Consider the following 22,434-nt stretch of genomic DNA (forward strand, 5'->3'; position numbering starts at 1 on the left):
TGCCACTAGGGTCTTAAACGATTAAGTGAGTATGGCGCCTACGACAACGCCAATGACGAAGGCGCCACTTCGCTGATCATCGCCAAGCGAGTGATTCGTCAACAACAACAAAGGCTCTCTCCAACATGACTACTTTCCCCCAGCGCCCGCTCAAGGCCCCTCTGGCCATGGCTGTTGCCATTGCCATCATGAGTACCAGTGGTCTCGCCACTGCCGACAGCACGGGCGACATCGAGGCGCGGCTCGCAGAGCTGGAGCAGCGCATCAATGACGCCGAACAGCGGGCCAGAGCGGCTGAGCGTCGCGCCGCCGAGGCAGAGCAGGCGATGGCCGTTCAGCGCCGAACGAATGAGACTGATCAACCCGCGCGCGTGACCGTGCAGACCGAGGACCTCGAAGAGCGTCTGGCCGCCGTGGAGCGTCAGGCCAGTGGCGAGGAAGGTTTCTCCTTCAATGCCTATGCCCGCTCAGGTCTCCTGATCGGGGAGGGGGGCAAGAGCATTGATGGCGGCCCCTATCTCACCCCGGCGGGGTCGGTGGGGGGAGCGGTCGGGCGGCTGGGGAATGAGCCCGATACCTATGTCGAGACGGTGCTCAACTACAAGACGCGCTACGACAACGGGGCAAAGGCGCACTACCGCACCATGATTGCCGACGGGGTGGAGACCAGCAACGACTGGACCTCGGACGAGTCCAGCCTGAACGTACGACAGGTCTACGTGGAATTGAGCGATCTGCCGAGCTTCACTGGCGCCTTCGAGAATTCCGCCATCTGGGCCGGCAAGCGCTTCGATCGGGACAACTTCGACATCCACTGGCTCGACAGTGACTTCATCTTCCTTGCCGGCACCGGCGCGGGTATCTACGACGTCCAGCTCACCGATGATTGGAAAGCCAACTTCTCGGTCTACGGACGCAGTTACAGTGAATATCCGACCGAGGATTCCGACACTGGCGGCGATACCGACAACCTGACCTTCACGATGAACAACTACGTCGGCAACTGGCAGTGGATGGTCAGTGCATTGTCTGCCGCAGACAACGAAGAGCGCGCCATGGACACGGGCGCCACAGCCGCGGATTCCGGGTTCCATACCATGCTGGCCTATCATGGCGACAGCTTCTTTGGTCTCGCCGACGGCAGCTTCAAGGCCGCCGTGCTGCATGGCCGAGGGCTTGGCGCGGAGACGAAGGTCATCGGGGGTGACGGGAATCTGACAGATGATGCGACCTCGACTCGACTCGGTCTGTATGGCACGACCTATCTCGCGCCCAAGTGGCGTCTGGCACCGGCCGTGCTGGCGGAAGTCAGTGAAGACCGTTATGCCGAAGGCGACGAATACTCCTGGGCGACGTTCAATGCGCGTCTGGCCAATGAGCTGACGGCGAATTTCGAGATGCAATACGAACTCAGCTATCAATGGATGGATCTTGACCCCGGTGCCTCAGGCACTGCCGTGGAAGGGAGCTATCGAAAATTCACCATCGCGCCGACCTTCAAGCCTGAAGTCGGTGGCTTCTGGAAACGTCCGGAAATCCGCCTGTTCGCGTCCTGGAGTGACTGGGATGAGGAGCTCAATGACTTCTCGGATGAAGATGCGCTCGGGAGTGCAGGTTTCACGGGAGGTGAATGGGCCTTCGGTGTCCAGAGCGAGGTATGGTTCTAGGAACAGGACGCCAAGCCAGTCATCGCCTGCCAGTGTTTCGATCTTGCCCGCGGTTAGCCGCGGGTTTTTTGTAACGCTAGCGCTGGATGGTTGAGACGCTGACCCCAAGCTGACCAGCGATATCTTTTCTCCGTAATGCTGGAAGGAGCTGATTGGGAAGTTGGCATGAATTTTCGGTGTCGTTATCCCTTGCTTATGCAGCTTGATAACCATGATGCCTTTCCTGTATGAATTACTTGATGCGTTTACGAGAGGCTAATAAAGGATAAATTCGTTGTGAAAATAGATCATCCGGCACCCTACAGTGAGTTGTCGATGAGTTATGCTGAACGTTTTTTCCTATACATTTAATGACGGTTTTTATATTGATTGTTGGGAGTCGGTAAATGACGATATGCCACGGAAAGATGAAGGGAACTTTTTGTCGATGATGTTGTATCGGATTTGCTGGCTCGCGCTATATTTCATTTCAAGTCAATGGCAGCCCCACCAATGAGTTGAAGCGGTAGGGCTGTTGTTGACCACTAATATCTGTGCTAGCTTATATTCGTGGCCTGCCATGAGGCTCAATCACAGCATGTGACGGGTCATTGGTTGATTTTTATTTGTCGCATTATCTGTTTTATTTAGGAGGCTGCCATGAATAGCGATATCGCCGAAGGTAAGTGGAAGCAACTCAAAGGTAAGGTGCGCGAAGGTTGGGGAGAGCTTACCGATGAAGATGTCGACGAAATTGCGGGTCGCAAGGAGCACTTTGTCGGGAAGGTTCAAGAGCGTTATGGCATGAAGAAAGAAGATGCTGAAAAAGAATGGGATAAACTGTCCGATTCGTGAAGTTTTTTTAATATATATATTTTATGTTACCGATGCTTGCATTTTGCAGGCATCGGTTTTTTGTGTTTGAGCTCCAGCAACAAGAGCAGCACGCATGGCATGCAGGGTTTTAAAATATTTTCTCGAGAATACGTGGGCTGGCTATTCGACAGCATAGGCGTTGTCGGGAATGGTCATTCGGTTTCTCGACGCATCTTGCGTAGCTCAGCTGTACTGACATTCTTGGAGACTGCTCCCTGGAGAAGTACTGCCGTGCCAAGCCATTGATGTGCTCATTGGCCCATTGCCAGGAGGGGGCTATAGGGGCATAGCAATACATCTACTGCCAAAGCCCCTTGCAATATCTTCGTGATCGGCGACCTCCAAGTCGTATCCAAGGTCATCGTCCGGGTGTACCACGACGAGGCTCCAGTAACCGATGCATCGTCTGTTGCGTCAGTTCTACTGTGGTCCTGAGCACTCATGCTGCCAGAGATAGTCGCCAGGGTCGTGTTATCGAAAGGAGGATATTGACTCTCTGGTGGCACACGTCAAAGCCAACGTGATACGGCTGTATCCTTCATCATGTGCCTGCTGCATGCTTGCGTGATCCGCGATATGGTCGGCCAATGATTATCCAATGTGGGGTGGGATGCCTTGATGAGATATTGGGCATTGAGCCTCGTTAGGGAGAGAGCATGAAAAAAACCGACAGCGCACCTGCCACCAAGCGCGTCACCATCACGGATGTGGCCAGAGAGGCCAATGTCTCGATAGCGGCGGTCTCGCGTGCCATGAATCCGGAAGGGAGCAGTTCACCCGAGATGCGCCGTCGTATTCTGGCGGTAGCAGAGCGCCTGGGATACAAGCCGAATCGGTTGGCGAGAGGCATCAAGTCACAGTCCAGCTTGATCGGCATTCTCGTGACGAATTTCGAGAATCCGGTCTATCTGGCGATTCTCAGCGAGTTTTCGGCGGCCATACAACGACACAACTGCCATACGTTGCTGATCAACGTGAACACCGAGAAAAGCATTTCGGAAGCCGTCTCGTTGGTGATGGAGTATCACGTCGATGCACTGATCGTCACGTCGGCCTCTGTCCCTCCTGAGCTGGTCGAAGCCTGTGCCAGGCAGAACACGCCGGTCGCGATCTTTGGGCGTGATGGCGAAGATTCCGGTGCAAGCGTCGTCACCTGTGACGATGTCGAAATGGGCCGAATGGCAGCGGATCATCTCATTGATCATGGCTATCGCCGCCTGGCCTATGTGGGGGCATCGACCAAGGAACAGGCCACGCTGGACAGAAAGCGTGGTTTCATCGAGCGCCTGGAGCAGCGCGGACTCACGCTGCATGGTGTGGGCGAGGGGCACCGTCACAGCTACGACGCAGGATATGAAGCGACCTGTGAGTTGCTCGCTGCCGCCGAGGTCATTCCTGACAGTATCTTCTACTTCGATGACATCATGGCCTGTGGTGGCATGGATGCGATTCGCCACGAATTCTCTCACCGGATTCCGCAGGACATCGGCATCGTCGGGGTGGATGACATCCGCTTTGCCTCAAGCAAATCCTATGATCTGACGACGATTTGCCAGCCCTTCACGGAAATGGTCAACAAGACGGTGTCGTTGTTGTTCGTGCGCATCAAGCAAGGGGATACGGCGCCAGACCGTATCATCATGCCATGTCATATCACCCAGCGCGGCACGACCCAGCACGTCGGCTGAGACCCACTCTTGACGAAACCTGCTCTGGATACGTCTCACTCTGGATGAAGCTTCAGAGGATTCTCTCTGGACTTCGCGCCTGTCTTCCAGCGCTTGCACAGCGACTACATCTTTCAGGCGCTCATCTTCCAGGTGCCATGCGCCATGCGCTGAACCCCATCGGATCACCTGGTTTTCTCCCGTCTCGTCCCTTGGTCTAAATGGCTTTGAAAACATTTTCAAAGCCGGTTTGGCTGCGCTAGGCTGCTCGGTATGCCGCGCACCGACGCCAAGAGGTTCACGACGGTGGTGTGCGAGAAAACAACAATGCCATTCATGCCTGAAGCCGGGATGCACCATGACTCAGCCGACCACAACCGCTTGCGCCGAACGCCTCCAGACCCAGTCTCATGACGAGACTCCACAGATATTGCGTCTGGGGATGATAGGGGGTGGTGTCCAGTCCTTCATCGGTCAGGTCCATCGTGCAGCGGCACAGATGGATGGGCGGTACCGCGTCGTGGCAGGGGCACTGTCCTCAAATCCTGAGCGCGCACGCCAGCAGGCGGAGCAACTCAACATCGCACGTGGTTACGGCGATGGTGAGTCACTGCTGCGCGAGGAAGCCGCTCGCGAAGATGGGGCTGAGGTCATCGCCATTCTCACGCCCAACGACAGTCACTTCGCCCTGGCCAGATTGGCTCTGGAGCTGGGCTTTCATGTCGTCTGTGAAAAGCCGCTGGTCAATGATCCGGCTCAGGCGAAAGAGCTTGAAGCGATCGCCGAGCGGGCAGGGCTGCGCTTCTGCATGGCCTATGGCTATACCGGCTATCCGATGGTGCGTCAGGCACGCGCCATGATCGAGAACGGGGAACTGGGCGAGATTCGTCAGCTGCAATGTGACTACGTCCAGGGGCATTTGGCGAGCCTGACGGATGCCGAGAAGGCGGGGCATGACTGGCACATGGATCCGGCCATCGCGGGAGAATCGATGATTCTCAATGACATCGCGACCCACGCCTTCCATATGCTCGAGTATGTTTCCGGACTTGAGACAAGTGAGTTGAGTGCCGACGTGACCGCCAGCGTGGCCGGACGCGAAGCGCACGATAACGCCAACGTACTGTTGCGCTATGCCAATGGCGCCCGCGGGCTGATGTGGATTACCCAGGCGGCGGCCGGCGCAGAACATGGCCTGAGCTTCCGGATCTTCGGCAGTCTCGGCGGCCTTGAGTGGCACCAGGAAACCCCCAATCAGCTCCTGTTCCGACGGCTCGATGGCGCCCCTTTACTGCTCTCCAAGGGGGCGGCCGGCCTGCATGATGCCTCCACGCGTATCTCGCGAGTGGCCTTTGGACATCCCGAGGGGTATCGCGAAGCCTTTTCCTCGCTGTACAGCGATCTTCATGAAGACATCACGGCCAGCCAGCAGGGCATCCCTGTCGATCCGCTTGCCCTCTGGTATCCCGACATCCGTAGCGGGGTCCGCGGTGTCGAATTCGCTGCCACCGCGCTCGACTCAAGTCGGCGCAATGGTGACTGGGTGTCTCTGCCCTCGCGGCGGGACAGTCAATTGGCGCGCTGATTCGATGGTTCCATTGAGATAGCCAACGCCACTTCATTCAGGAATGACGCAATGACGGGTCGCCCTCGCGGCAGCCGGTGCGGGTTCTGCTACGCCATTGTTCGGTCAATCACGTTGCAAGGAGTACGGGATGAACAGGAAAGGGGTCGACGATCTGCGCAGTAATCGCTGGTTCAAGCAGGATGATCTGCGCTCTTTCGGGCATCGCTCCCGCGTCAAGCAGATGGGCTATTGGGGAGAGGAGTTCGTCGGCAAGCCGGTGATCGCGATCATCAATACCTGGAATGACCTCAATACCTGCCATTCCCACTTCCCTGAGCGGGTCAAGGATATCAAGCGTGGCATCACGGCGGCGGGGGGCTTTGCTGTCGAATTGCCTGCCATGTCACTGGGTGAGCAATTGATGAAGCCCAGCGCCATGATGTATCGCAACATGCTGGCCATGGAAGTCGAGGAACTGCTGCGCAGCTACCCCGTGGATGGTGCCGTGGTCATGGGCGGGTGTGACAAGACTACGCCGGGCGTACTCATGGGCGCGATCTCCATGAATCTGCCGACCATCTATGTGCCGGCCGGCGCCATGCTGCGTGGCAATTACCGTGGTCAGGTATTGGGGAGCGGTACGGATGTCTGGAAGTACTGGGATGAACGGCGTATCGGCAACGTCAGTCAGAGTGACTGGAACGAGATCGAGAACGGTATTGCCCGCTCTCCGGGCACCTGCATGACCATGGGCACGGCGGCAACGCTGATGTCGATCGGGGAATCGCTGGGCATGAGCTTGCCGGGGGCCTCGAGCATTCCCGCGGTGGACGCCAATCACAACCGCATGTGCTACGCCAGCGGCAAGCGAGCGGTGGAAATGGTCTGGGAAGATCTCAAGCCGACCGATGTCATGAGCGAGGCATCCTTTGATAACGCGATTGCCGTCGACATGGCGATCGGGGGCTCGACCAACGCCATCATCCACATCGTGGCCATGGCGCGGCGTCTCGGAATCACGCTGCCGATGGAGCGCTTCAACGAGATATCGCGTCGTGTGCCGCTGGTGCTGAACCTCAAGCCTTCCGGCGAATATCTGATGGAAGACTTCTTCTATGCCGGGGGGCTTCCGGCCTTGATGACGAACATCGGCAGTGAGCTGAAACTCTCCGCCATGACCGTGACCGGCCGTACCCTGGGCGACAACATCGAGGGTGCCAAGGTCTGGCGCCCGGAAGTCATTCTCCCGCTGGACAGTCCGGTCAATGCCTCGGGAGGGACTGCCGTGCTGACCGGCAGCCTGGCGCCGAAGGGCGCCATCATCAAGCCGACCGCGGCGGACCCTCGCCTGCATGTCCATCAAGGGCCTGCCTATGTGTTCGAGAACATCGCCGACCTCAAGGCACGCATCGATGATGAGGACCTCCCGGTCACGGCCGACAGCATCATCGTGCTCAAGAATGGCGGGCCGGTGGGCGGCCCCGGCATGCCGGAATGGGGCATGATGCCGATTCCGGCCAAGCTGCTGAAACAAGGCGTGCGTGACATGCTGCGGATCTCCGACTCGCGCATGAGCGGCACCAGCTATGGCAGCTGCATTCTGCATGTGGCGCCGGAAGCCGCCGTCGGCGGGCCGCTGGCCATCGTTCAGACCGGTGACATCATCGCGGTCGATGTCCCCAATCGTCGGCTGGACCTGATGGTCGACGAAGAGGAGATCCAGCGCCGACTGGCGGATTGGCAGCCGCCCAGGGATCGGCACCCTCACGGCTATGCCTCTCTCTACAAGGCACATGTCACCCAGGCGGATGAAGGCTGTGACTTCGACTTTGCCAATGGCGCGCCTGGCAGTACCCCTGAACCCGATATCTATTGAACGTCGCTGCGTGAAGCAGGGAGATGAGGTCGAGGGTATCGGAGCAGAGGTATGGGAGGCGTGCGCGCACGCAGGTGCCATGGCCATCGTCGACGGGAGTCCAGGAAATGGCGGAAATCGAACTGCTGATAGAGGCCCGGGCGGAACTGGGCGAATCCCCGGTCTGGGATGCCAGTGGCAATAGCCTGTTCTGGGCAGACCTTTATGCCCCGGCGATCGAGCGCTACTGCCTGAGCGATGGCAAGCGAGAGCGTCGCGTGCTGCCAGAGACCTTGGGTGCCTTCGGGCGCTGTGCCGATGGGCGTCTGATCGTTGCCATGCGCTCGGGAATCCATCTGCTCGATTTCGCGTCTGGTGCACTGGAGTTCCTGGCCTGCCCACCCGGAGAGCCGTTGGCTGGCACGCGCTTCAATGATGGCAAGGTCGCGCCGAATGGACACTTCGTGATCGGCACCATGGATGAGGCGAGTCGTTCACGGCCGCTGGGGCATTTTTATGATGTCGCTCCCACTGGACAGACCCAACGGCTGCAGTCAGGTCTCATCGTCGCCAATGGCCTGGCCTGGAGCGCTGATGGACGGCGCATGCTTTTTGCGGATACGCGACGCGACACCATCCATGTTGCGGACTACTGCCCGGAAAGTGGTGTCATGGGCACACCGCGGGTATTCGCCGAGACCCAGTCTGCACTGCACGGCCGCCCCGATGGCGGAGCGATGGATATGGCGGGAGGCTACTGGAGTGCAGGCGTCTTTGGCGGAGTGCTCAATTATTGGGATGCCGAGGGACGTCTGGCGCGCCAGGTCCACCTGCCATGTCCCGGCCCGACCATGCCGTGCTTCGGCGGGGCCGACATGACAACGCTTTACGTGACCACCTTGCGCAAGGGCATGAGCCCTGAGGCGCTGGCCGCGGCCCCCTTGTCCGGCAGCGTGTTCGCCCTGGAGGTTGAGGTGCCGGGCGTCCCCGTCGCCGCCTTTGCCTCTCGCTCTCCAGCATCCCCCGACATGCCGAGTGGGGAACGCTCACCCTCCCGGGTCACGATTCGTGAGCCTCACGAGTAACCTGTCCCTTGTGACTTCCACCATTGATGAACTCCAAAGGGAGACCCCATGCGCCTCAATCGCCTCAAGCAACGCATTGCCCGAAAGGAGGGCGTCGTGAATGGCTGGCTCTCCATGCCGTGTGCCTTTTCGGCAGAGATCATGGCCCATCAGGGCTGGGACAGCCTGACCATCGACCTGCAGCACGGGGTGATCGATTACAGCGATCTGCTGCCGATGCTGACGGCCATCTCCACCACTGACACCGTTCCGCTGGTGCGAGTGCCGAGCCTGGAACCCGGTTTGATCATGAAGGTGCTGGATGCCGGTGCCTATGGGGTGATTGCTCCCTTGATCAACAACGCGGAAGACGCCCGGGCACTGGTGGCTGCCTGTCGTTATCCCCCGCTGGGGATGCGCAGCTTCGGCCCTCATCGCGCCATGCTGTATGGCGGTGCGGATTATGCCCGTCATGCCAACGACGAGATGCTGGTGCTGGGCATGATCGAGACCCGCGAAGGCGTGGCGAACCTCGAGGAAATTCTCGCTGTCGAGGGGCTGGATGGCCTCTATATCGGTCCCGCGGATCTGGCGCTCTCTCATGGCCATGCTCCGGGGTTCGATCACGGGGATGGCCCGATGGATGACTTGATCGGTCAGCTCATCGAGCGGGCTCGTCTGCATGACAAGATCGTCGGTATCCACAATGGGGGGGCTGCGCATGCGAAGCGAATGCTGGCACGTGGCTGTGACCTCGTCACCGTCGGGTCAGATACTCGTCTGCTGATGGCAGGGGCCCGCGAGTTGTTGAGTGCCATGGAGCGCGAGACGGATCACCGCGAAGGGTATTGATCGAGGCGTGCGTTACCTGCAAGTCACGAACCCGCGATAGGAGAGGAGAGGCAACATGAGTCAATTTGCACGTTATCCGAGTCTTGAGGGGCGACATGTCTTCATCAGTGGGGGCGCGAGTGGCATTGGCGCCACGCTGGTCGAGCATTTCTGCAAGCAACAGGCCTGTGTGAGCTTCGTCGATATCGATGATGCGGCAGGCGAAGCGCTGGCGGAGCAGCTCTCAGGCACAGGTGGGAAGGTACGCTATCAGCATTGTGACGTGACCGATATTACACAGCTTCGTGCTGTGATCTGTACTGCCGCTGATGAGTTCGGGACGATTGAAGTACTGATCAACAATGCGGCTCGGGATACGCGTGTGCCTTTGTCGGAGTTGGATGTCGAGACATGGGACAACCTGCAGGCTACCAACCTGCGACATGTAGTCTTCGCAAGCCAGGCGGTGTTTGCTGGCATGCAGGCAGCGGGCGGCGGGGCGATCATCAACTTCAGCTCTCCCAGTTTCTTGAGGCGTTCGCGTGATATCACGGGCTACTCGAGCGCCAAGGCCGCTACCATCGGCCTGACGCGGACGCTGTCGCGTGACATGGGAGACGCCGGAATTCGCGTCAATACGGTCTTGCCGGGATGGGTCATCACCGAGCGCCAGAAAGCCTTGTGGTGGGACCCGGAGCTTGAGCGCCAGGTGCTGGAAAATCAGAGTCTGCATCAACGTGTGCAGCCGGAGGACGTCGCACGGATGGTGCTGTTCCTGGCCGCGGACGATAGCCGGATGATCACCGCGCAGACCTATATCGTGGATGGTGGGCTGGTCTAGAGGGACGGGTCTGTATGGGCTGTGTCGTGGGGAAGAGGGCCGGGGCAAGGCGACGTTGCTGATACGCCTCTCGATAGGTGAAACGTGTCTTTTCTGCCTGTCGGATAGGCCACTTCAATCATGCATGATTGACCTTATTGAACTTTGATCCAAGGCGAGGCCTTTTTTTTGAAATTTGGATGAAAACGTTTTCAGGCACTGCTAGTGTCTTTTCAAACGGTGAAGAATTCAGCGCTGACCATCATTTTCCTGCGTCATGATCACTGAGCTTCAGGTGCCGATTTTTCGACCTGAATGCACACAATAAAACAACGCCATATGCTCGTCGGGAGAGAGGAATGAAAACGATAGAATTGACCGTCTCCGAAGCCATCGCCAGATATCTGGCGGCGCAGAAGATCGACATCGACGGTAAAGTCGAGACCTTGTTCGGTTGCGGGTTCGCCATCTTCGGTCACGGCAATGTGACCTGCCTGGGGCAACAGCTTCACAACATCCAGGACACCATCCCGATATGGCGCGGCCAGAATGAGCAATCCATGGCGGTTGCTGCCGTTGCCTACGCCAAGGCCAACAAGCGTCAGCGGATCGGGATCGCGAGTACCTCCATCGGGCCGGGAGCCACCAACATGATCACGGCGGCGGGTATCGCGCATACCAACCGACTGCCGTTGCTGATGTTTGCCAGCGATGCGCATGTCTCGCGCCTGCCAGACCCGGTGCTGCAACAGGTCGAGCATGCCCATCAGCCCAGCCTGAGCGTCAATGATGCCTTCAAGCCCGTCACTCGTTTTTGGGATCGCATCACTCACCCCGCACAGCTCATGCAGTCCTTGCCGACCGCGATCGCGACCCTGACGGATCCCGCCAATTGCGGCCCGGTCATGATTTCATTGCCTCAGGATATCCAGGGCGTGGCTTATGACTATCCAGAGGCGCTCTTCGAAGAATGCATTCACCATATTCGTCGCCCGGAAGCTGACACACGCTCGATTGAAGCGGCTATTTCTCTGCTGGAAAAGGCCGAGAAGCCACTGATCATCGCTGGCGGTGGTGTGCATTATTCCGAAGCCAATCAGTTGCTGGCGGAGTTTGCTCAGCGTCGCAATATCCCGGTGGTCGAGACCATCGCAGGGCGTTCTTCCCTGCTGCAATCTCACCCCTGCAATATGGGCCCCATCGGCGTGACTGGCTCGAATTCCGCCAATGCCATGGCAGCGGAATGTGATGTGCTGGTGGCCATCGGCACACGTCTGCAGGACTTCACCACCGGGTCCTGGTCGGTATTTCGCAATCCGGCGGTGAAGATCGTATCCGTCAACGTGGCGCATATGGATGCCATCAAGCATCGCGCCATGGCGGTCATCGGCGATGCTCGTCACACGCTGGCGCGTCTTGATTCAGGGTTGGGTGAATGGCAGGCCGATCAGCGCTGGCTGGAAAAGGGCCAGGCCGAAGTCGCCGAGTGGAAATCCCTGTGCGCCAACCGCGGGGAGATCGTGGCGGGGCAGATGGCGTCCTACGCCCAGGTCATTGCCAGCGTCAATGCGGTGCAGGAGCCCGGTGATACCGTGCTGACGGCCGCCGGTGGCCTGCCGGCAGAACTGAACATGAACTGGCAGAGCAAGCAGCTCGGCAAGTTCGACATCGAGTTCGGCTTCTCCTGCATGGGCTATGAAGTGGCCGGTGGCTGGGGTGCCAAGATCGCCAACCCCGACAACGAGGTCGTGGTCCTGGTCGGCGACGGCTCCTACATGATGATGAATTCCGATATCTACAGCTCGGTACTGACTGGCCACAAGATGATCGTTGTCGTCTGTGACAACGCCGGGTTTGCGGTCATCAACAAGCTGCAGAACAACAGCGGCAACCCTTCCTTCAACAACATGCTGGCCGATTGTCGTAGCCAGGCCGACGAGCTGGTACGCGTCGACTTCCTCCAGCATGCCCAGTCGCAAGGTGCCTACGGTGAGCACCTGAGTGACATCAGTGATTTCCGGGCCGCTTACCAGCGCGCCAAGGAGAGCCCACGCACCTACGTCATCGTGGTGGATATCGATTCCACCAAGTGGTCTTCCTGTGACTGCTGGTGGGATGTGGGGCTACCGGAAGTCGTCCGCGAGGACGTGGATGAAGCACAGGTGGCCGCCATGAATGCCGGCCGTGTCCATCAGCGCCGTGGGCTTTGATTCTGCTGGACTTTGATTCTGCGTGAGTCGTGAGGCCTGGCGCACGCAGCAACGGGCCTCATGAACACCTCTGCAATGACAACGCCAATTATCAGCACCCATGCATTTGCCAGGAGAATCTCTGATGTTCAATGAAGAACACAATCTCGCGCCGCTGCGCTGGGCCATGGTCGGTGGTGGCCGTGGCAGTGAAATCGGCCACGCCCATCGTGCTGCTGCCCATCGTGACAACTTGTTCCAGCTGGTCGCCGGTGCCTTCGATCTCGACGCGGAACGCGGTCGTGAATTCGGCACCAACCTGGGGCTCGATCCAGAGCGTTGCTACCCGGATTACGCCAGCCTGTTCGATGCCGAAGCTGCCCGCGACGATGGCATTCAGGCCGTCAGCATCGCCACACCCAACAGTACTCACCATGCCATCAGCCTGGCGGCGCTCAAGGCTGGCCTGCATGTGATCTGTGAAAAGCCGGTGACCTTCACGGTTGCCGAGGCAGAGGAGCTCAAGGCTGAAGCACAGGCGCGCGGTCTGGTCTTCGGTGTCATGTATGGCTACAGCGGCTATCAGATGCTGCATCAGGCACGTGCCATGGTGCAGTCCGGTGAGCTGGGGCAGGTGCGCATGGTCAACATGCAATTTGCCCATGGCTTCCATAGCCAGCCGGTCGAACAGGTCAGCAGCGGCGCCAAGTGGCGTACCAGTCCTGCCGTTTCCGGGCCGACTTATGTGCTGGGGGATCTCGGGACGCACATCTTCTATGCCGGCCAGTTCATCACCGGACTCAAGGTCGAACGCCTGATGTGCCACCGCCAAAGCTTCGTGGCCTCGCGGGCGCCGCTGGAAGACAACGCCCAGGTGTTGCTCCAGTACCAGAACGGCGCGGTGGGGTCACTGTGGGCCAGTGCGGTGAATGCGGGATCCATGCATCAGCAGAAGATTCGTGTGGTGGGAGAGAAGGCCAGTATCGAATGGTGGGATGAATATCCCAACCAGCTGCGCTACGAGGTCCAGGGCGAACCGGTACGGATTCTGGAACGTGGCATGGGCTATCTGGCCGAGGGCGACAACGCCGTGAACAGCAATCGCATCGGCGGCGGCCACGCGGAAGGCTTCTTCGAATCCTGGGCCAATGTCTATCACCGTTATGCCCTCGCCATGCAGGGCGCTGAAGCACGCCGGAATGGCACAGGTACTCAACACCTTGGCCTGTCGGAGCAGGAGCTGGGGTCTCTCTGGTTCCCCAATATCGATGCAGGCATCGAAGGCGTGCGGTTGCTGGAGTGCTGTGTGGAATCCTCTGACAACGAGAATCGCTGGGTCGCGTTCTGATCTGACTGCGACATCAGGAGCGCCTCATGTCGGCTCCACCGTTGCCACTCGTTCGGCACCCGATGTGAGGCCTCATTTCCACGTCACTGACGATGGTCATCCCGAAAGACAACGACAACGCCAAGAAGAAGGACATCATCATGCACATCAAACTTTCCAACGCACCGTGTTCCTGGGGTATCGAGTTCGCCGACAATCCCGCCAATCCCAGCTGGCAGACCGTGCTCGACGAAATCGCCGGCGCCGGTTTCAAGGCGACGGAGCTTGGCCCGCTCAATTACCTGCCGACCGAGCAGGCCGCACTGGCGTCCGCGTTGGACAGTCGAGGGCTCGAGCTGATCGCCGGTACCATCTTCAAGCATCTGCACGATGCGTCACGCCGTCAGGAAATCCTGGATTACACCCGCGCGACCTGTGAAGTGCTCAAGCCTCAGCAGGGCAACTACATGGTCATCATCGACCATGTCAGCTCGCCACGTACCGATGAAGCCGGCCAGCAGGAAACCGCGACCCGTCTCGATGATGCGCAGTGGAGCGAGATGATGGTCACTATCCGTCAGGTGGCGGAAATCTGTCAGGAATATGCGGTCACACCGGTGCTGCATCCGCATGCCGGCACCTACATTGAGTATCGCGATGAAGTGGACCGTGCGATGGCTGAGCTGGATGCTGATCTGGTCAAGCTGTGCATCGATACCGGGCACTGCACCTACGCCGGGATCGATCCGGCAGAACTGATCCGAACCTACGGTGAGCGTGTGGCCTATATCCACTTCAAGGATATTCAGGCGCCAGTACTCGAAAGCGTGGTTAAGGATGGCATCGACTTCTATACCGCCATCGGCCAGGGCGTGTTCTGCCCGCTGGGACAGGGCTGTGTGGACTTTGACGCGGTCCGCGAGAGCCTGGTTTCCATCGGCTATCAAGGCTGGATCACCGTCGAGCAGGACGTGGACCCGACCAAGGACAACAGCGCGCTGGAAAACGCCCGCGAAAGCCGCGAATTCATCGAACGCAGCATACTGGAGAAAGGGCTGGCCGAAGCCTGATCCGCAAGAAGCCCTGCCGTCATCACGCCAGAAGACGGCAGGGCATGGAAGGTACCGCAATGACTTGTCTCGCCAGCGTGGTCCGTCACGGGCCATGAATGCACGAGCCACATCTGCCTCAGCAGTTCTCGTAATACTATAACAATCGATCACGAGAGGTCGTCATGCCCACTTCACACCCTGGCCGCGAAACCGCTGCCTCTTCAGCCAACTCACCCACATCACTTGCACAAGAGCGTCTCACGCCAACCCAGCTCGTCTTTCTGATCAAGATCATTCTGGTGGCTGCCCTGGGCGGCCTGTTGTTCGGTTATGACACGGGGGTCATCTCCGGGGCCATCGGGCCGATCGCAGAATATTTCGACCTGTCCGCCGCAGAGAAGGGCTGGGCAGTATCATCCGTTGTCATAGGCTGCATCGGTGGCGCCCTCATCGCCGGTCGCCTGTCCATCGCCTATGGTCGCAAGGCCGTGTTCATGCTGTCAGCCGTGATGTTCACGGCTTCCGCATTGGGCTCTGGCCTGGCGGGCTCCTTCGATGCCTATATCTGGTGGCGGATTCTGGGGGGGCTGGCGGTCGGGATGGCCAGCGTCATGGCACCGATGTACATCTCCGAGATGTCACCGGGCTACATGCGTGGGCGCACCGTCAGCCTGTTCCAGCAATCCGTGGTGTTTGGCCAGATGGTGGTGTTCTTCGTGAACTACTTCATCGCCAAGGGCATGGCCGAGACCTGGATCCTGAATCATGGCTGGCGCTGGATGCTGGGATCGGAAGCCATCATCTCGATCCTGTTCGCGGTACTGATTCCCTTCGTACCGGAATCCCCGCGCTGGCTGGTGTTGAAAGGACGTCTGGATGATGCGCGGCGGGTACTGGCGCGCTTCTATCACGCCGATGCCATCGAGCGCACCCTGGGCGAGATCCAGAAATCCTTCCAGCACAACGAGAGCAAACGCCACGCGTCTCTGCGCACCAAGGGAATGTTGGGGCTGGTGGCCATCGGTGTCTTTATCGCCGCCGCCCAACAGCTGACTGGCATCAATGTGGTGATGTATTACGCGCCTGATGTCCTGTCGACGGTGACATCCAGCAATGAAGACGCCTTGCTGCAGACTTCCATCATGGGCGTCACCTTCGTCGCCGGTAACCTGCTGGGCATGCTGCTGATCGACAAGGTCGGGCGCCGTCCGCTGCTGATCGCCGGGAGCCTTGGCAGCATCGTCGGCATGACCTTCCTGGGTGTCGTGATCGGCAATGGCGAACCGGGCATCAGCGCCTTGATCGCCCTGATCGTCTATGTCGTCTCGTTTGCCATCTCCTGGGGCTGTGTCTGTTGGACACTGGTCTCCGAGATATTCCCCAATGCCATCCGCGCACGCGCCATGTCACTGGCCGTCGCCGCACAGTGGCTGCTCGGCTTCATCGTCACCCAGACCTTCCCGATGATGCGCCAGAGCGACTTCCTCAATGAGTTGGTCGGTGGCGGTTTCAGCTTCTGGCTCTATGCGGTGCTGACCTTCCTCAGTCTGCTGATCGTGCTGCGGTACGTGCCGGAAACCAAGGGCAAGACCCTGGAAGAGCTGGAAGGCATCACCGGGACTCGTCTCAGCAAGCGTCGTCGCCGGTTGGCGCGTCAAGGCTTGCCGCTGACAACGGAGTAAAACAGCAGCGCTCAAAGCTTGCCATCACTCTGTTGCGCGACGCTCCCGCTGGCAATCTTCATGCGCCGGCGGGAGCGTATTCTTGTGAAAGCGACATCGTCCTGCCTTGTCATCGGTGGCATGCTCAAGAGACCCCGAGCTGCTTCCAGAGGACACAGGGATGAAGCATAACGTCGCACGGTATGGCCTGATATTGAATACAGAGCGGTTCGATGAGTGTGTCGCGTTCTACCAGGGCCTTTTTGAACTGCCGCTTCTTTTCAACAAGGAAGATGGCGGTTTCAGGCTGACCTGCCTGGCCTATGGAGACGGATATTTGATGATCGAGCAGGGCGGAAGGGCGATTGAGGGAGGCAAGAGTCCCGAGCAAGGTAGCGCCAAGCTGCGCTTCAATGTCAGCGACATCGAAAAGGCCTTGGCGGAGGTCAGGGCATGGGGGATCGAGGCCGAGATCGAAGAGACGCCCTGGGGGAGGACGATCCATCTGCATGACCCGGATGGTAATCGAGTAGGGATTCGAGATGAGGCCGGATTCGTGGGGCAGATGGCGTATTGAGCGCATGTGCAATGCCAGGAGGGTGCCCTGTGCTGTACTGCTGAATTTTCCCCACCCGGGCTCCCTACAGGAAAGCTCCTTGCCAAGGCCACGTGATCAGGTGGTCGGCAAGGAGCTCATGTGGCATGCAACTCATGTGTCATGCAACTCATGTGGCATGCAACTCATGTGTCATTGGGCACATGGGTCATGATGCCCAGACGACGTTGGGCGTCACCAATGGCCGTCAGCTGCTCAAGCTTGTGCTGGCGAGCGCCCGCCGACGTTTGCTGAGGCGAGTGCCGGTGATGTTCTCCAGCTCTTCCAGGGTCTTGCCCTTGGTTTCCGGCACATAGCGCAATACCACCAGCAGGCTCATCAGCGTCAGTACGGCATAGAGCCAGAAGCTGAAACCGCTGCCAAACAGGTGGTTGAGCCAGTCACTCTCGCGCAGCATCGGGAAGGTCTGCGTGACCATGAAACCCGCGAACCATTGGCCAGCCACGGCCAGCGCCATGGCGCGTCCACGAATCGCGTTGGGGAAGATTTCCGACAACAGTGTCCAGCAGACACAGCCCCAGGAAATGGCGAAGGACACCACGTAGACGATCAGCGCGAACAGCGCGCCATAGCCCACCGCATCTCGCCCGATGATGATGCCCAATGCACACATGCCGATCATGCTGCCGATACTGCCGGCAATCAGCAGTGGGCGACGCCCGACCTTGTCGATCAACAACATCCCCAGCAGGTTGCCGCCCACGAAGGTGACACCCATGATCGAGGTCTGCAGCAGGGCATCCTCGCTGCTGGCGGTCACCGAGGACAATACGTCCGGCGCGTAATACATAACGACATTGATGCCGGTCAGTTGCTGGGCACTGGCGATGAAGACACCCAGTATCACCAGCCCGAGCAGGCCGCGCTCACGCAGACTGATGAGATTGTCCCGCGAGGAGTCACGATAGGAGGTGATGATGCTGTTGAGTGTCTGGTCCAGGTCTTCGGCAGGAGTGAAGCGGCTCAGTATGCTGCGGGCTTGCTCGGGACGACCTCTCAGCACCAGCCAGCGTGGCGATTCCGGAATGAAGAACAGCAATGCGCCGAACAGCAAGGCGGGCAAGGCCTCGGACCCGAGCATCCAGCGCCAGCCATGGTCGATCATCCAGTGTTCGGCCATGCCCTTGGCGATGAAGTAGTTCACGAAGAACACCACCATCTGTCCGAAGACGATCGACTGCTGGAACAGGCTGACGGTGCGACCTCGCAGATGCCCGGGGGACATTTCAGAGATGTACATCGGCGCGACCACACTGGCCAGCCCCACCGCCATCCCGCCGATGATGCGCCACAGGGTGTAATAGTGGAAATCAGTCGCCGTGGCAGAGCCGATGGCGGAGAGCAGGAACAAGATGGCGGCAATCAGGAAGGCCTTGCGTCGGCCGAATCGGATGGAGATCCAGCCGGCGCTGATGGCCCCTGCGATACAGCCGATGACGACGGAGGACACCGCCCAGCCTTTTTCGGCGGGTGTCAGTTGGAAATATTCAGCGATGGGGCCGATGGCTCCGGAGATGACGCCGGTGTCATAACCGAAGAGCAACCCGCCTAGAGTGGCGATCAGCGTGATACGTATCAGATAGCCGAGTTGCTGACGTGACAGGGAATGTCCGGCCCTGTCGGGCGAGAGCTTGGCAGTCATGTGAAATCTCCAGCGTTGGGACGTGAAGGCGTCCCGCGCAGATGGCAACAGGCAGACGAGTGGGTTGGCGTGACTCGCTGCCCGCGATGTTGTTATGCCCATGCAGGTGATGAGGTATCACTCCATGGGAGGTAAGGTGCCTGAAGGCTCAGGCAGGTACGTCGAGCGCGAAATGCTGGCGAAGCGCCGAGACACTGCGTGACAACTGATCTTCCAGTGTTGTCAGATAATCGCCCGTCTTGACCGGCGTGAAGGGGTCAGGGCCCATGGCAGGTGCCTCGACGATGATCGGGCCGGCGTATTGCATGGCCCGCAGCTGGGTGAATTGATCCGCCAGCTGACTATGCCCCTGACCGATACCGCCGCGATTGGAGTCGGCGACGTGATAAAGCCCCAGGTGATCGCCAGTCTCGGCCAGCGCTCGCACGGGATCAGCTTCCTCGATATTCATGTGGTAGGCATCCAGCAATACCTTGAGCTGGGGAGAACCGATGTCCTGGATGAGCCTGCGACACTGGGCTGCAGTGTTGATGAGGTGGGATTCGTAGCGATTGAGGACTTCATAGACCAAGGGCACACTGCGTTCGGCGGCGTACTCACAGAGTGGTTTCAGTGCCTCGACCAAGTGGCGATATTCGCTGTCTTGATCGCTGCCATCCGCGGGACGGATTCGCCCCACGAGTCCGTGCAGTGAGACTCGCGCGCCGCCGATCGCCTGGGCAAAGTCGATCAGCTGTCGATAGTAGGTCTCGGCAGCCTCGCGATCCGACGCGTCGGGGGAGGCGGGATCGCAATCTCCCGGCGTGAGTGAGAACACTTCCAGCCCATGCGTCTGGCAAAGGGCGCGGATCATGTCTGGTGTGAAGGCGTCGAGATCGCCATGCAGTTCCACCCCGTCAAATCCCAGGCGTGCGGTCCGCGCGAAGATATCCTCGATCGGCAGCGGGCCGAAGGTCCAGGTACAGACACCCACTTTCATGTTGTGCGTCATGACGTGCCTCCATGGCGGTCATGTGCCTTGCCGGTCTGGCAAGGCGCGATGAAAAGCGGTCGGGCATGACGCTGTCATGCCCGACCCTGAGAGTGGTGGATCAGAGTGTCGGCATGGTGAAGTGGCTGGCTTCACTGCGCAGACCGTCAGGCCAGCGGGTGGTGACGGCTTTCATGCGGGTATAGAAGCGCACGCCATCCGGGCCATGCATGTGAAGCGGGCCAAAGAGAGAGCGCTTCCAGCCGCCAAAGCTGTGGAATGCCATCGGTACAGGAATCGGCACGTTCACGCCGACCATGCCGACCTGAATGCGAGTGGTGTATTGGCGGGCAGCATCACCGTCGCGAGTGAAGATGGCCGTGCCATTGCCATACTCGTGGGCATTGATGAGCGCGATCGCCTCATCGAGTGACTCCTGACGAACCAGACACAGGACCGGTCCGAAGATTTCCTCGGCATAGATGCGCATGTCTGGGCGGACATGATCAAACAGGGTCGCGCCCACGAAATAGCCGTTCTCGTGTCCGGGCACCGTGATGTCACGCCCATCCACGACCAGCTCCGCACCTTGCGCGACACCGCTGTCGATGAACTCGATGACCTTGTCGGCATGTACGCGGGAGATCAGTGGCCCCATGTCATTCTCCTGGCCTTCGACCTCACCCGGCCCCACCCGCAGAGTGGCCATGCGCTCGAGGATCTTGTCGCGCAGTCGCTCTGCGGTTTGCTCGCCGATCGGCACTGCGACGGAGATCGCCATGCAGCGCTCACCGGCACTGCCGTACGCCGCGCCCATCAGGGCATCCGCTGCCTGATCCAGATCGGCATCCGGCATCACGACCATGTGATTCTTCGCCCCGCCCAGGGCCTGGACTCGCTTGCCGTGTGCCGAGGCAGTGGAATAGATGTACTCGGCGATCGGGGTGGAGCCGACAAAGGACACGGCTTCGACACGCTCATCGGTCAGCAGGACATCGACGGCTTCCTTGTCACCGTTGACGACGTTGAACACGCCCGGCGGCAGACCGGCCTCTGTCAGCAGTTCTGCCATGCGCAGCGGGGCAGAGGGATCTTTCTCGGACGGCTTCATGATGAAGGTATTCCCGGTGGCCAGGGCGATGGGGAACATCCACATCGGCACCATGGCCGGGAAATTGAAGGGAGCGATTCCCGCGCAGACACCCAGTGGTTGCATCAGAGAGTGGCTGTCCACCCCGGTGCCCACGTTCAGCGAGTGCTCGCCTTTCTGCAGGTGGGGCATGCCGCAGGCAAATTCGACGACTTCCATGCCGCGAGTCACCTCGCCAAGCGCATCCGAATGCACCTTGCCGTGCTCGCGGGAGATCAGCGTGGCGAGTTCGTCGCTGTGCTTTTCCAGCAGCGCCTTGAAACGGAACAGGATGCGTGAGCGCTTGAGCGCCGAGGTATTCGACCAGCCAGGGAAGGCGGCGCTGGCGGCCGCGATGGCACTGCGAGTTTCCTCGGCGCTGGCCAGCGCGACACTGGCGGACTGCTCACCGGTCGCAGGATTGAAGACCGCCGCATTGCGACCACTGTCGCCGGGTTGGATCTGACCGTTGATGAAGTGATGTAACTGTTGCATGAGGCATCCTTTGCGTCTTGTTCAGGAGGTGTGGCGATGTCTGAAAAGGGGGAAATCAGTTGATGAGGCCTGCGTCCCGGGCAAGCCGGGAGAGGTTTTGGTAGCCCAGAGTGGCGTAGGTCAGCGGGTCGGCAACGGAGGGATCCTGCTCGGCCTCCACGACCAGCCAGCGCTCTGTATCCTTGCCGTAGCCTTTGCGTGCCAGTACGGCGAACAGCGCGGCGAAGTCGATCCCGCCATCCCCCGGCACGGTGAACACGCCATCGAGTACGGCATCCAGAAAGGACTTGTCACGGTTGATGGCGTTATCCATGACGGCGAGACGAATGTCCTTGCAGTGCACATGGCTGATGCGGTCCGCGTGGCGCTCGGCGATGGTGACGGGGTCTCCACCGGCATAGGTCAGGTGGCCGGCGTCCAGCAGCAGTCGTACCTGTGTGGTGGAGGCCATCAACCGTTCAATGTCGGCCTGGCTCTCGATGACGGTACCCATATGGTGGTGATAGGCCATCTCCACGCCCTGGTCTGCCATGTGGCGTGCCACGGCATCCAGCCCGGTGGTCAGTCGTTGCCAATCGGCGTCGTTCATGACCGGGCGCCGCGAGACAGGCATGTCCTGGTCACCGTGCACGCAACGACTGACCTCGCAGTACACCATGACTGTCGCGCCGCAGGCTTTCAGTAGCTGAAGGTGGTCATCCAGCGCGGCAATTTCCTCGTCAATGCTGCGTTCCAGCAGGCGGCTGGAATACCAGCCGGAAACGAGAGCCAGCTCATGCGCGCCGAGTGCGCGAGACAGGGCATCGGGTGTGCGCGGGAATTTGTTTCCTAGCTCGAAACCGACAAAACCTGCCTGGCGGCCTTCGCTGAGACAGACTTCCAGCGGTGTGTCGGCACCGAGGCTCGGAAGGTCATCGTTGGTCCAGGTCAGCGGGTTGATGCCTAGGCGAATGCTCATGGCGGTATCCTTCTTCGAGATATTGAGAGTGCAGGGAGGCACTATGGCCTCCAACGGCATGGCGTAGCT

At 59.5% G+C, this 22,434-nt stretch carries 17 protein-coding genes; 13 read left to right on the top strand and 4 right to left on the bottom strand.

Annotated elements, in window-relative coordinates:
* The first annotated feature begins 125 nt into the window (after window positions 1-125).
* The 13 genes from OW493_RS03180 (at window position 126) to OW493_RS03240 (ending at window position 17,132) form a co-directional block, all read left to right on the top strand.
* Window positions 126-1,667 carry a carbohydrate porin gene (locus tag OW493_RS03180; RefSeq protein WP_289863215.1) on the top strand — a complete coding sequence of 514 codons (1,542 nt, stop codon included), beginning with the start codon at window positions 126-128 and terminating at the stop codon, window positions 1,665-1,667.
* Window positions 1,668-2,306: 639 nt separating this feature from the next.
* Entirely contained in the window at window positions 2,307-2,501 is a 195-nt protein-coding gene (locus tag OW493_RS03185) for a CsbD family protein (protein ID WP_054555838.1), read from the top strand.
* Window positions 2,502-3,178: 677 nt separating this feature from the next.
* Window positions 3,179-4,210 carry a LacI family DNA-binding transcriptional regulator gene (locus OW493_RS03190; RefSeq protein WP_084208930.1) on the top strand — a complete coding sequence of 344 codons (1,032 nt, stop codon included), beginning with the start codon at window positions 3,179-3,181 and terminating at the stop codon, window positions 4,208-4,210.
* A gap of 337 nt (window positions 4,211-4,547) precedes the next feature.
* Window positions 4,548-5,774 carry a Gfo/Idh/MocA family oxidoreductase gene (locus tag OW493_RS03195; RefSeq protein ID WP_084208929.1) on the top strand — a complete coding sequence of 409 codons (1,227 nt, stop codon included), beginning with the start codon at window positions 4,548-4,550 and terminating at the stop codon, window positions 5,772-5,774.
* A 130-nt stretch (window positions 5,775-5,904) separates the two neighbouring features.
* A complete protein-coding gene (araD, locus tag OW493_RS03200; protein WP_084208928.1) occupies window positions 5,905-7,632 on the top strand; it encodes an L-arabinonate dehydratase in 1,728 nt (575 codons plus the stop codon).
* A 107-nt stretch (window positions 7,633-7,739) separates the two neighbouring features.
* Window positions 7,740-8,696, top strand: coding sequence for an SMP-30/gluconolactonase/LRE family protein (locus OW493_RS03205; protein ID WP_289863216.1), 957 nt, complete (start codon window positions 7,740-7,742; stop codon window positions 8,694-8,696).
* Between the two features lie 48 nt (window positions 8,697-8,744).
* Entirely contained in the window at window positions 8,745-9,527 is a 783-nt protein-coding gene (locus tag OW493_RS03210) for an aldolase/citrate lyase family protein (protein ID WP_289863217.1), read from the top strand.
* Window positions 9,528-9,582: 55 nt separating this feature from the next.
* Window positions 9,583-10,347 carry an SDR family oxidoreductase gene (locus OW493_RS03215; protein WP_289863218.1) on the top strand — a complete coding sequence of 255 codons (765 nt, stop codon included), beginning with the start codon at window positions 9,583-9,585 and terminating at the stop codon, window positions 10,345-10,347.
* A 338-nt stretch (window positions 10,348-10,685) separates the two neighbouring features.
* Window positions 10,686-12,536, top strand: coding sequence for a 3D-(3,5/4)-trihydroxycyclohexane-1,2-dione acylhydrolase (decyclizing) (gene iolD, locus OW493_RS03220; protein ID WP_289863219.1), 1,851 nt, complete (start codon window positions 10,686-10,688; stop codon window positions 12,534-12,536).
* A 124-nt stretch (window positions 12,537-12,660) separates the two neighbouring features.
* Window positions 12,661-13,863 carry a Gfo/Idh/MocA family oxidoreductase gene (locus OW493_RS03225; RefSeq protein ID WP_289863220.1) on the top strand — a complete coding sequence of 401 codons (1,203 nt, stop codon included), beginning with the start codon at window positions 12,661-12,663 and terminating at the stop codon, window positions 13,861-13,863.
* A 140-nt stretch (window positions 13,864-14,003) separates the two neighbouring features.
* The gene (locus tag OW493_RS03230) at window positions 14,004-14,912 is read left to right on the top strand and encodes a TIM barrel protein (protein WP_289863221.1); all 909 of its coding nucleotides are present in this window, start codon (window positions 14,004-14,006) and stop codon (window positions 14,910-14,912) included.
* Between the two features lie 164 nt (window positions 14,913-15,076).
* Window positions 15,077-16,576 (top strand): sugar porter family MFS transporter, encoded by a 1,500-nt coding sequence (locus OW493_RS03235; RefSeq protein ID WP_084208921.1) that lies wholly within the window; start codon window positions 15,077-15,079, stop codon window positions 16,574-16,576.
* A gap of 160 nt (window positions 16,577-16,736) precedes the next feature.
* Window positions 16,737-17,132, top strand: a complete 396-nt coding sequence (locus tag OW493_RS03240; protein WP_289863222.1) for a VOC family protein — start codon at window positions 16,737-16,739, stop codon at window positions 17,130-17,132.
* Window positions 17,133-17,358: 226 nt separating this feature from the next.
* Here OW493_RS03240 and OW493_RS03245 read toward each other — a convergent pair whose 3' ends face one another.
* The 4 genes from OW493_RS03245 to iolE form a co-directional block, all read right to left on the bottom strand.
* Window positions 17,359-18,813, bottom strand: a complete 1,455-nt coding sequence (locus tag OW493_RS03245; protein WP_176493103.1) for a sugar porter family MFS transporter — start codon at window positions 18,811-18,813, stop codon at window positions 17,359-17,361.
* A 148-nt stretch (window positions 18,814-18,961) separates the two neighbouring features.
* Window positions 18,962-19,804: a sugar phosphate isomerase/epimerase family protein gene (locus OW493_RS03250; RefSeq protein ID WP_289863223.1), complete on the bottom strand. Its 843-nt coding sequence runs from the start codon at window positions 19,802-19,804 to the stop codon at window positions 18,962-18,964.
* 100 nt (window positions 19,805-19,904) lie between these two features.
* Window positions 19,905-21,407: a CoA-acylating methylmalonate-semialdehyde dehydrogenase gene (locus OW493_RS03255; protein WP_088743396.1), complete on the bottom strand. Its 1,503-nt coding sequence runs from the start codon at window positions 21,405-21,407 to the stop codon at window positions 19,905-19,907.
* 55 nt (window positions 21,408-21,462) lie between these two features.
* Complete coding sequence (gene iolE, locus OW493_RS03260; protein ID WP_289863224.1) at window positions 21,463-22,365, bottom strand: myo-inosose-2 dehydratase; 903 nt, start codon at window positions 22,363-22,365, stop codon at window positions 21,463-21,465.
* Window positions 22,366-22,434: the final 69 nt, after the last annotated feature.

Source organism: Cobetia sp. 14N.309.X.WAT.E.A4, assembly GCF_030397495.1.
In the GTDB taxonomy this organism is placed as follows: Bacteria; Pseudomonadota; Gammaproteobacteria; order Pseudomonadales; family Halomonadaceae; genus Cobetia; species Cobetia marina.

What these genes read in the sequence shown, in the direction of transcription:
- OW493_RS03180 (WP_289863215.1), top strand. Translation starts at nt 126, where the DNA reads ATGACTACTTTCCCCCAGCGCCCGCTCAAGGCCCCTCTGGCCATGGCT.
- OW493_RS03185 (WP_054555838.1), top strand. Translation starts at nt 2,307, where the DNA reads ATGAATAGCGATATCGCCGAAGGTAAGTGGAAGCAACTCAAAGGTAAG.
- OW493_RS03190 (WP_084208930.1), top strand. Translation starts at nt 3,179, where the DNA reads ATGAAAAAAACCGACAGCGCACCTGCCACCAAGCGCGTCACCATCACG.
- OW493_RS03195 (WP_084208929.1), top strand. Translation starts at nt 4,548, where the DNA reads ATGACTCAGCCGACCACAACCGCTTGCGCCGAACGCCTCCAGACCCAG.
- araD (WP_084208928.1), top strand. Translation starts at nt 5,905, where the DNA reads ATGAACAGGAAAGGGGTCGACGATCTGCGCAGTAATCGCTGGTTCAAG.
- OW493_RS03205 (WP_289863216.1), top strand. Translation starts at nt 7,740, where the DNA reads ATGGCGGAAATCGAACTGCTGATAGAGGCCCGGGCGGAACTGGGCGAA.
- OW493_RS03210 (WP_289863217.1), top strand. Translation starts at nt 8,745, where the DNA reads ATGCGCCTCAATCGCCTCAAGCAACGCATTGCCCGAAAGGAGGGCGTC.
- OW493_RS03215 (WP_289863218.1), top strand. Translation starts at nt 9,583, where the DNA reads ATGAGTCAATTTGCACGTTATCCGAGTCTTGAGGGGCGACATGTCTTC.
- iolD (WP_289863219.1), top strand. Translation starts at nt 10,686, where the DNA reads ATGAAAACGATAGAATTGACCGTCTCCGAAGCCATCGCCAGATATCTG.
- OW493_RS03225 (WP_289863220.1), top strand. Translation starts at nt 12,661, where the DNA reads ATGTTCAATGAAGAACACAATCTCGCGCCGCTGCGCTGGGCCATGGTC.
- OW493_RS03230 (WP_289863221.1), top strand. Translation starts at nt 14,004, where the DNA reads ATGCACATCAAACTTTCCAACGCACCGTGTTCCTGGGGTATCGAGTTC.
- OW493_RS03235 (WP_084208921.1), top strand. Translation starts at nt 15,077, where the DNA reads ATGCCCACTTCACACCCTGGCCGCGAAACCGCTGCCTCTTCAGCCAAC.
- OW493_RS03240 (WP_289863222.1), top strand. Translation starts at nt 16,737, where the DNA reads ATGAAGCATAACGTCGCACGGTATGGCCTGATATTGAATACAGAGCGG.
- OW493_RS03245 (WP_176493103.1), bottom strand. Translation starts at nt 18,813, where the DNA reads ATGACTGCCAAGCTCTCGCCCGACAGGGCCGGACATTCCCTGTCACGT.
- OW493_RS03250 (WP_289863223.1), bottom strand. Translation starts at nt 19,804, where the DNA reads ATGACGCACAACATGAAAGTGGGTGTCTGTACCTGGACCTTCGGCCCG.
- OW493_RS03255 (WP_088743396.1), bottom strand. Translation starts at nt 21,407, where the DNA reads ATGCAACAGTTACATCACTTCATCAACGGTCAGATCCAACCCGGCGAC.
- iolE (WP_289863224.1), bottom strand. Translation starts at nt 22,365, where the DNA reads ATGAGCATTCGCCTAGGCATCAACCCGCTGACCTGGACCAACGATGAC.